Here is a 7860-nt window from a genome sequence, read left to right on the forward strand (position 1 = left end):
TGAGCGTTGTCACCGCCGCAAAGCCTAGCGACCAGAAGAACGGCAGGCCGTAGCCATCGGAAAAGGCGGATCGGTAATTCGCAATCGTGAACACCGTGTTCAGATCGAAACTTCGCGGCTCCATCAGGCTGTACCAGCCGACAATCAGGATCGGAGACACGAACCCGATCAACAGGAACACGGCAACCGGAGCCATGAAAAGGAGTCCAAGCTTCTGTTGGGTCATTCGGGCACGCTATGTGTCTGATCGGGGTCGAACCCGAACCGCACCGCATCGTTCGGCTTGAGCTGACAGGAGGCCGGCTGTTCGGACACCAGCAGGCCAGCGGCGGTTTCCAGATGAAGCTGAACGCGCGACCCAAGGCGGAAGACCTCGGCAATGGTGGCGTCGAAATGCACATCCGGATCTTTGGCATCGGCGGGGTGCAACATTTCAGGCCGCACGATCAGGAAGCCGTCTTTTACAGTTGAAACTGAAGCATCGAAATCGACAAGCCGATGGTCCGCGACTTCGAAGATATTCACCTCACCCATGAAGCGGGCGACAAAGCGGTCTTTGGGTTGGCCGTAGATCTCGGCCGGTGTTCCGATCTGCACCAGCTTGCCCTCGCGCATGATGCCGATGCGGTCCGACATGACCATCGCCTCTTCCAGGCTGTGAGTGATGTAAACAAAGGTGCGCCCGGTGCGCCGCTGCAATTCGCGCAGTTCCACCTCGAGTGTCTTGCGCAGGCGGTAGTCGAGCGCCGAAAGAGGTTCGTCGAAAAACAGGATCTCGGGGTCCGAGGCCAGCGCCCGGGCCAGCGCGACCCGCTGTCGTTCGCCGCCAGAGCATTGCGTGACGGCGCGGTTGTAATAGTCGCGGCCAAGATGCACGAGATCCAGCAGTTCGAACGCTTTTTCGCGTCGCTCCGGCTTGGGCATACCGCGCATCTTGAGCGCGAACTCCACGTTTTCCCCGACGCTGCGGTGATCGAACAGGGCCAGCGACTGAAACACCATCGCTGTGGGGCGTTGGTTCGCAGGCATGTCGGTGATGTCGGTGCCGCGCAGCAACAGGCTGCCTTGGGTTGGCCGATCCAGACCGGCGAGAATGCGCAACATCGTGGTCTTGCCGGACCCGGACGGGCCGACAATGGTGAAGAACTCTCCTTCCTCGATCTCAAGCGAGATCGAGTCCAGAGCCTTGAATGTCCCGAAATGGCGGCTCAGCCCGATCAGGCTGAGCGCGGATTGTGTTTGCGCCGGTTCGGCGGTCTTGGTCATCCGTGGATCAGCCGCGATCACGAATGGCGGCCGAATAGATGTCATAGAGCCGATCGTAATCCGGGACGATGTCGAACTCGACCGCATTGGCGATACGCTGGTCGAATTCATCCCACTGAATGGCGTCCAGTTCTTCGGCGCTGAAGCGCGAGAGCACCTCGTCCTGCGCCATCTGGCTGACCGGCTGAAGGTTTCCATTGCCACGGGCGATGATCTCGGCGGCGTCCGGCGTGGCGATCCATTCAAGGAAATCGAAGGCGGCTTCCTTGCGGTTCGGATTGGCAACGGCAGAGTTCAGCTCGATCCAGTTGATCCCGCCCTTGCCATCGGCCGGGCCGGAATTCGGCGTGATCGCATAGATGTTGGTTGCGCCCTCGGCCCGCGCGGACGAGGCCGTGTAGGTGCCGCCGGTGAAGTAAAGGTCGATCTCGCCGTTCAGCATCGCGAGGTTGAGCTGGACAAAGTCCGTGGTGATCAGGCGGGCATTGTTGATCCAGCGCCGCGCGGTTTCCTCGAACTTGGCGAAATCGGCCTCGGTCTTGGGTTTGAACGGATGGATTCCTGCACCCATGCAGATGTCCATGACGTTCCAGTCCTCGTAGGCAAGGATGCCGTAGCGGTTGGCGAAATCAGGGTTGTTGAACAGATCCCAACCTTCATCCTTGGCCATCTCGGGCGAGATCACGTCTGAATTGACCACGAAATCAAAGGTTTCAAACCGCTGGACAACACCCAGCAGGTTGTTTCCGTCCTTCGAAAGCGCCCACTCATAAGGCATGGCGAATTTTTCGAACATCTGCGCGTAGAGCGGCTCGAACCGGTCGCGCGGCAGGTCGTAGATCAGGTTTTCGGGCCACAGGATTTCCCGTGCCCAGGGATTGTTGAGATTGACGAAATCCCAGACATTGGTTTCGCCTGCCCGCAGCCGGTTGACCGATGTCGGGTCCGAGATGTGGATCTCGTATCGGATCGGTGTGCCGGTCTGTTCGCGCCACATCTCGAGCAGGCGCGGGTCGGCATAGGCATCCCATGTCAGCAGGGCCAGCGCATCGTCCTGCGCACGCGCCATCTTCGGAAGGCCGGCAGACGCGGCGACGCTGGCGGCAAGCCCACCCAGCACATCGCGCCGATTTGGGCCGGATCGCAACGGGTTCGAGGCGGCCATCTGGTGAAGCAATCTGGAAGCAGTCATTTTCGTCCTCCTTGTTCGTATGCCGAACTATTGACCGCATAGCGTGCAAGATCAAGTGATTCACCAAATGCGCCGCGTATCAATAAACCGTTGCGTAGCTTTGCATCGCTTCTTCCGGGCTCTGACCCTGCGATGCCGCAAACTCATGCAGCTTGTGGTCGATGTAGATCGGGATGAAGCCTTCGGGAAACCAGCCTGACACAACCGCGGACGACCCGAGTCGCTCCAGCGCCGCTTGGGGGGTGCGGGGCAGGGGAGATATTCCTGTTGCCGCCAGCTCGCTTTCGGAGAGCACAGACAGATCGCCGGAACTTGGGTTTGGGCAGACCAATTTTTCTTCCAGACCGGACGCTGCGGCGTGCAGCAGGCAAGACAGAACCAGCCAAGGCGATGCAGCCGAATCCGCAGCCCGATATTCGTAGTGGTACTGTTGTGCGATGCGGTCGGGATCCGTTGTGTTGACCGGACAAATCCGCAACCCGGCCTCGCGGTCCTGAATGGCCAGATTGGCGAACGCCGCGCTCCATCTGTGTGGTTGCAACCGGATGAAACTGACAGCAGTGGGGGCGGTGAACGCGGCGAAATCCGGCATGTGTCGCAGAATTCCTGCTGCTGCTGCACTTGCCTCTCGCGACAACCCCGCAACGCCGTCAGGCGCATACATTGCGGGTTGTCCATCTTTGCGCCAGAGGCTCAAGTGGACATGCACACCGTTGCCGACGCTGTTGGCGTCCAGTATCGGTGCAAAGCTTGCCCGATACCCAAAAGACCGGGCTACGGCGCGGGTGATTTCACGCAGCGCGATGGCCTCGTCGGCCGCCCGAAGTGCGGGTTTCGGGGCAAGCGTGACTTCGAACTGTGACGGGCCGTATTCGCGAAGAAAGCTGTCGGGTTCCATTCCAGCTTGCTGCAAAGACGAGATCAAGGCTTCGGAAAAGCCTTGTACTGCATGAAACCCCAACAGCGAAAAAGCTGATCCCGCTTCCAGCCCGATCAACGTGAATTCATGCTCGAACGCGACCCGCGCCTCGAGTCCACTTGCAGCTTCCAGTCGTTCGATGGCCGACCGCAAGTGGCTTCGCAGACAGCAGGTCCACGGTACGCCGGTGCGGTCGGCGACATCGCCCAGAATCATACGGAGCGTTGGTGCGCCGGGAATCTCCGCCTGGAACAGAGCGTCGGAATCCGGCCACAGGATCAAATCGCCTTCAGATCCATAAGGCGAGGGTGCAATGCCGTCAAAGCAGGTTATCTGGACATTGGTCGGCGTCCAGCCGACGCCTGATCGGCATCTCTTGTCCAGGTCCGCCAGGGCAAAACCTTTTCCGCGCACCTGTCCGGCAACGTCGCTCAGGCAGGCCATGACAAGGGGTTCGGGCATGGAGGACTCCAAAAAAGGCATCTTGCTGATTAGATCAGATTGTGAACATCTGTTCGCGTATTGCAAGTGAGGGACGTCGTGCTTTTGCAAACTGTCGATCCATCCCCTGTTCTGCGGGGCGGCAATCAAGACAGCGTAGGTATCATGCTGAGTTGCGAACACGCGGGCCTGGAAATTCCCGTGGTACTTGGCGATCTGGGTTTGGCGCCTGAGGATCTGCGCGACCATATCGGTTGGGACCCCGGCGCGCTTGACGTGACGATCGCGGTTTCGCGGTTGCTGGACGCGCCCTATGTTGCGCAAAGGTATTCTCGGCTGGTCATCGACAGCAACCGGCCGCACCACGCGCCGGATTTGGCACCTGCTCTGACCGATACGCGCGAGGTGCCTGGAAATGTTGGTTTGTCCGACGATGACGTGACAGCCAGATGGGACGAAATCCATCAGCCTTTCCATGCCGCACTGGCCGCAACACTTGCGGGAAAGATGGCATTGGTCAGCATCCACAGTTTCACGTCGCACCGTCGAAGTGATGAGATGTCGCGAACCTGCGGGATCGGCGTACTTGCGCGCGACGGCAATCCGCTGTTCAGGCACCTGATGCACAGCCTTCCCCGATTGATCGACGATCCGGTTGCCGAAAACACTCCATATGAAATCGAGGATGCATCGGATTACACCATCCCGGTTCATGGCGAAGCGCAATCATTGCCTCATGCCTTGATTGAAATCCGCAATGACTTGATCTCGGATCGGACCGGGGTATCTCGGGTGGCCACCGCGCTGGCCAACGCGCTTAAGGAATTCAAACCATGACATCACCTTTCCTGTCGACAACCAGCCGAGATCTGCCTGTTCAGCCAGACCGCGCGGCGGTGCTGTTCATCGATGTCCAGAACTTCTGCCTTCACCCCGAAGGCGGAGAGGTGATCGAAGCGACAGAGGTTGACAGGATCGTGAAGTATCTTCCGTTTATCGACCGGTTCAACCGTGACGTCCTGCCCAACATGCAGGCAGTGCAAGGTGCCGCGCGTCTTGCCGGGCTTGAAGTAATGTACACGACAATCGAAAGTCTGACGCTTGATGGCCGAGATCGCAGCCTGGACTACAAGATAACCGGGTTCAACGTGCCCAAGGGGTCGTTCGATGCCAAGGTCATCGACGGGATTGCACCGCAGGATGACGAGATCGTCTTACCCAAGTCGTCGTCATCGGTATTTGTATCGACCCATATCGACTACGTCTTGCGGAATCTGGGTGTTGCGCAACTTGTGATCTCTGGCGTCTTGACGGATCAATGCGTGGAAAGCGCGGTACGTGATGCCTGCGATCTGGGTTACCTGGTGACGTTGATTACGGATGCTTGCGCAACTTACACTCCAGAACGTCACGCAGCGTCGCTCAGCGCGATTCAGGGCTATTGCCGCCAAGTGACAACAGACCAATTTGTTCAGGAAGTGTCATCTGGTTGACATGCGCCATTTTGTGAACAACTGTTCGCCTAGTGAAACTTAGAGTGCCATGCAGTGCAACGGAAAGGCCTTCATGCGGAATGACGATCCCCTTTGGGATATGATCGAAGACAAGAAGTCCCGATTCATGGAATTGGCGGACACGGTCTGGGGAACACCCGAACTTCTCTACAAGGAACATCGCTCGGCCGAGGCACATCGCGCCTTGCTGGAATCCGAAGGGTTTCGAGTCGAAACCGGGCTGGCCGGTATAGACACTGCGGTCATGGGTGAGGCCGGTCAAGGCGGGCCGGTCATTGCGATTCTCGGTGAGTACGATGCCTTGCCTGGTTTGAGCCAGCGGGCCGGTTCGGATGCGCACGATCCCGTGGAACCGGGTGGCAGCGGGCATGGCTGCGGGCACAATTTGCTTGGCGCAGGTGCGATGATGGCGGCAACGGCGGTCAAGGATTACCTGGCCGCCAACGATCTGCCAGGAACTGTCCGCTACTACGGTTGCCCAGCCGAAGAAGGTGGAGCGGCCAAGACGTTCATGGTACGGGGCGGTGTGTTCGATGATGTCGACGCGGCCCTGTCCTGGCATCCGATGAGTTTCAACGGAATCATCCCGCCATTGACCTTGGCGGTTGCCATGATCGACTTTCATTTCAAGGGCCGAACCGCCCACGCCGCCGTGTCGCCCCATCTGGGTCGCAGCGCGCTGGATGCTGTCGAGTTGATGAATGTTGGCGTGAATTATCTGCGGGAACACGTTCCACAGGATGCCCGAATTCATTACGCTGTTCTTGATTCCGGCGGACAAGCCCCCAACGTGGTTCAGGAACGCGCAACCGTGCGGTATTCGGTGCGGTCGCTGAAACGCCGGGACATGCAGTCGGTGCTGGACCGCGTGACAAAGGTCGCCGAAGGAGCCGCATTGATGACCGGCACGACGATGCGGTCGCATTTCATTTCGGCCATGTCCGAGATGCTGGACAATCCGCCGCTCTACAAGCTGATGCAAACGCATTTCGAACGTGTCGGTGCCGCGCAATTTTCGGACGCGGACCGGGACTATGCCAAAAAGATCCAAGCCACCCTGTCTGACGCCGATATTGATGCAACGTATCAGGCCACCGGGTTGGAGCGGACCGATGCGCCGCTCTGTGATTTTGTCGTGCCCTACGAGACTCGCGGCGTGCCAATGCTGGGATCGACCGACCTTGGTGATATCAGTTGGACCGTGCCCTTTGCACAGGTCAGTGGTGGCACGATGGCGATTGGCACTCCGCTGCATACTTGGCAGGTCGTGGCGCAAGGCAAGAGCGACGCGGCGCACAAGGCAATGGTACAAGTGTCCAAGGCGATTGCGGGGACCGCAGTGGACCTTTTCACGGATCCCAAGCATCTTGCTGCCGCAAAGGCGGATTTCAAGACGCGGCTTTCCAAAGACCCTTATGAAAGCCCGCTGACTCCCGACGCCGAACCCCGCGTACCCTAATTCAGCGCGCAAGAAGGATGTGACGAATGACCCAACCGAACCGGAAGCTTGATGCGATCCGCACAGAAATGTCCGCACAGGGTGTCGACCTTGTGGCGCTGGGACCGGGGGCGCATATGCAATGGGCCTTGGGCTGGCATCCACACCCGGATGAACGTTTGACGCTGGCGCTGATCGGGCGGGACGACGCAATCTTCGTCGTGCCGTCGGTCAATGCCGAACAGGCTGGTGCAAATGCCGGATTGCCGCTGCGCAAATGGCAGGACGAAGATGGGCCAACCGCCGTTCTGCGGGATGCGCTGCGCGGCTTTGGCGATGTGTCGAGCCTTTGTCTAGATGAAACCATGCGGACCGATTTTTCGCTCGAACTGCTTGATGCTCTGCCCGATGCGAAACGTGGTCTGGCGTCCGACCTTGTTGGCAAGTTGCGCATGACCAAGGACTCCGAGGAATACGCCGCGCTCAAAGCGTCTGCGCTGGTCAACGACAAGGCCATGCAGGCCGGGTTTGCCGCGTTGAAACCGGGCCTGACCGAGAAACAGGTCGCCGCTGCCATTCGCGACAGCTTTTCCGAACAGGGCGCGGACGTGGCTTTTGCGCTCTGCGCCAGCGGTCCCAATGGGGCGTTCCCGCATCATTCCACGGGTGATCGGGTTATCGAGGAAGGTGACAGCATCGTTTTCGACATCGGTGCCGGGTATGGCGGTTATCCCAGCGACATGACCCGCATGGCTGCGGTTGGACAACCGCCTGAAGGGTACGAAGAGGTCCATGCCATCGTCGAGGCGGCGCTTGTTGCGGCAATGGACGCCGCGCGCGCCGGGGTTGCAGCGCATGTCGTTGATGACGCCGCGCGCGGTGTGATTGCCGATGCCGGGTATGGCAAATATTTCGTGCATCGCACAGGGCATGGGCTGGGTCTCGAGATCCACGAGCCGCCCTATCTGACCTCGTCGTCACAGACAGAACTGCGTGAAGGCATGGTCTTTTCCATCGAGCCGGGGATCTACATCCCCGGTCGTGTTGGAAAACGCCGAGTAGAAATCGGGATCCGGCGGAAAGACGGCCC

The 7860-nt window shown here is 59.2% G+C and carries 7 protein-coding genes and 1 pseudogene; 4 read left to right on the plus strand and 4 right to left on the minus strand.

What is annotated here, in order from left to right; genetic code table 11:
- The 4 genes and pseudogenes from ACTIEN_RS21380 to ACTIEN_RS21395 form a co-directional block, all read right to left on the minus strand.
- Positions 1 to 226: pseudogene (locus ACTIEN_RS21380) on the minus strand (hypothetical protein); the annotation flags it as partial.
- Positions 223 to 1311 (minus strand): ABC transporter ATP-binding protein, encoded by a 1089-nt coding sequence (locus ACTIEN_RS21385; RefSeq protein WP_439525173.1) that lies wholly within the window; start codon positions 1309 to 1311, stop codon positions 223 to 225. The gene ACTIEN_RS21385 and the pseudogene ACTIEN_RS21380, both read right to left, overlap by 4 nt.
- Complete coding sequence (locus ACTIEN_RS21390) at positions 1274 to 2458, minus strand: ABC transporter substrate-binding protein (RefSeq protein WP_439525174.1); 1185 nt, start codon at positions 2456 to 2458, stop codon at positions 1274 to 1276. Before ACTIEN_RS21390 ends, ACTIEN_RS21385 begins: the two co-directional genes overlap by 38 nt.
- A gap of 79 nt (positions 2459 to 2537) precedes the next feature.
- Entirely contained in the window at positions 2538 to 3839 is a 1302-nt protein-coding gene (locus tag ACTIEN_RS21395) for a glutamine synthetase family protein (protein WP_439525175.1), read from the minus strand.
- Positions 3840 to 3917: 78 nt separating this feature from the next.
- On the opposite strand from ACTIEN_RS21395, the gene ACTIEN_RS21400 reads away from it, so the two are divergent.
- From ACTIEN_RS21400 to ACTIEN_RS21415, 4 genes are all read left to right on the plus strand, one after another.
- Positions 3918 to 4655 carry an N-formylglutamate amidohydrolase gene (locus ACTIEN_RS21400; RefSeq protein WP_439525176.1) on the plus strand — a complete coding sequence of 246 codons (738 nt, stop codon included), beginning with the start codon at positions 3918 to 3920 and terminating at the stop codon, positions 4653 to 4655.
- On the plus strand, positions 4652 to 5311 hold the full coding sequence (locus ACTIEN_RS21405; RefSeq protein ID WP_439525177.1) for a cysteine hydrolase family protein: 660 nt from the start codon (positions 4652 to 4654) through the stop codon (positions 5309 to 5311). Before ACTIEN_RS21400 ends, ACTIEN_RS21405 begins: the two co-directional genes overlap by 4 nt.
- A gap of 73 nt (positions 5312 to 5384) precedes the next feature.
- Positions 5385 to 6791 (plus strand): M20 family metallopeptidase, encoded by a 1407-nt coding sequence (locus ACTIEN_RS21410; RefSeq protein WP_439525178.1) that lies wholly within the window; start codon positions 5385 to 5387, stop codon positions 6789 to 6791.
- A 26-nt stretch (positions 6792 to 6817) separates the two neighbouring features.
- Positions 6818 to 7860 (plus strand): M24 family metallopeptidase (locus ACTIEN_RS21415; protein WP_439525179.1); only part of this gene is annotated, 1043 nt, incomplete at its 3' end.

The organism is Marivita sp., assembly GCF_051859345.1.
Taxonomy (GTDB): domain Bacteria; phylum Pseudomonadota; class Alphaproteobacteria; order Rhodobacterales; family Rhodobacteraceae; genus Marivita.

Bases quoted from the DNA above. Each gene is read 5' to 3' on its own strand.
- ACTIEN_RS21385 (WP_439525173.1), bottom strand. From the start codon at position 1,311: ATGACATCTATTCGGCCGCCATTCGTGATCGCGGCTGATCCACGGATG.
- ACTIEN_RS21390 (WP_439525174.1), bottom strand. From the start codon at position 2,458: ATGACTGCTTCCAGATTGCTTCACCAGATGGCCGCCTCGAACCCGTTG.
- ACTIEN_RS21395 (WP_439525175.1), bottom strand. From the start codon at position 3,839: ATGCCCGAACCCCTTGTCATGGCCTGCCTGAGCGACGTTGCCGGACAG.
- ACTIEN_RS21405 (WP_439525177.1), top strand. From the start codon at position 4,652: ATGACATCACCTTTCCTGTCGACAACCAGCCGAGATCTGCCTGTTCAG.
- ACTIEN_RS21410 (WP_439525178.1), top strand. From the start codon at position 5,385: ATGCGGAATGACGATCCCCTTTGGGATATGATCGAAGACAAGAAGTCC.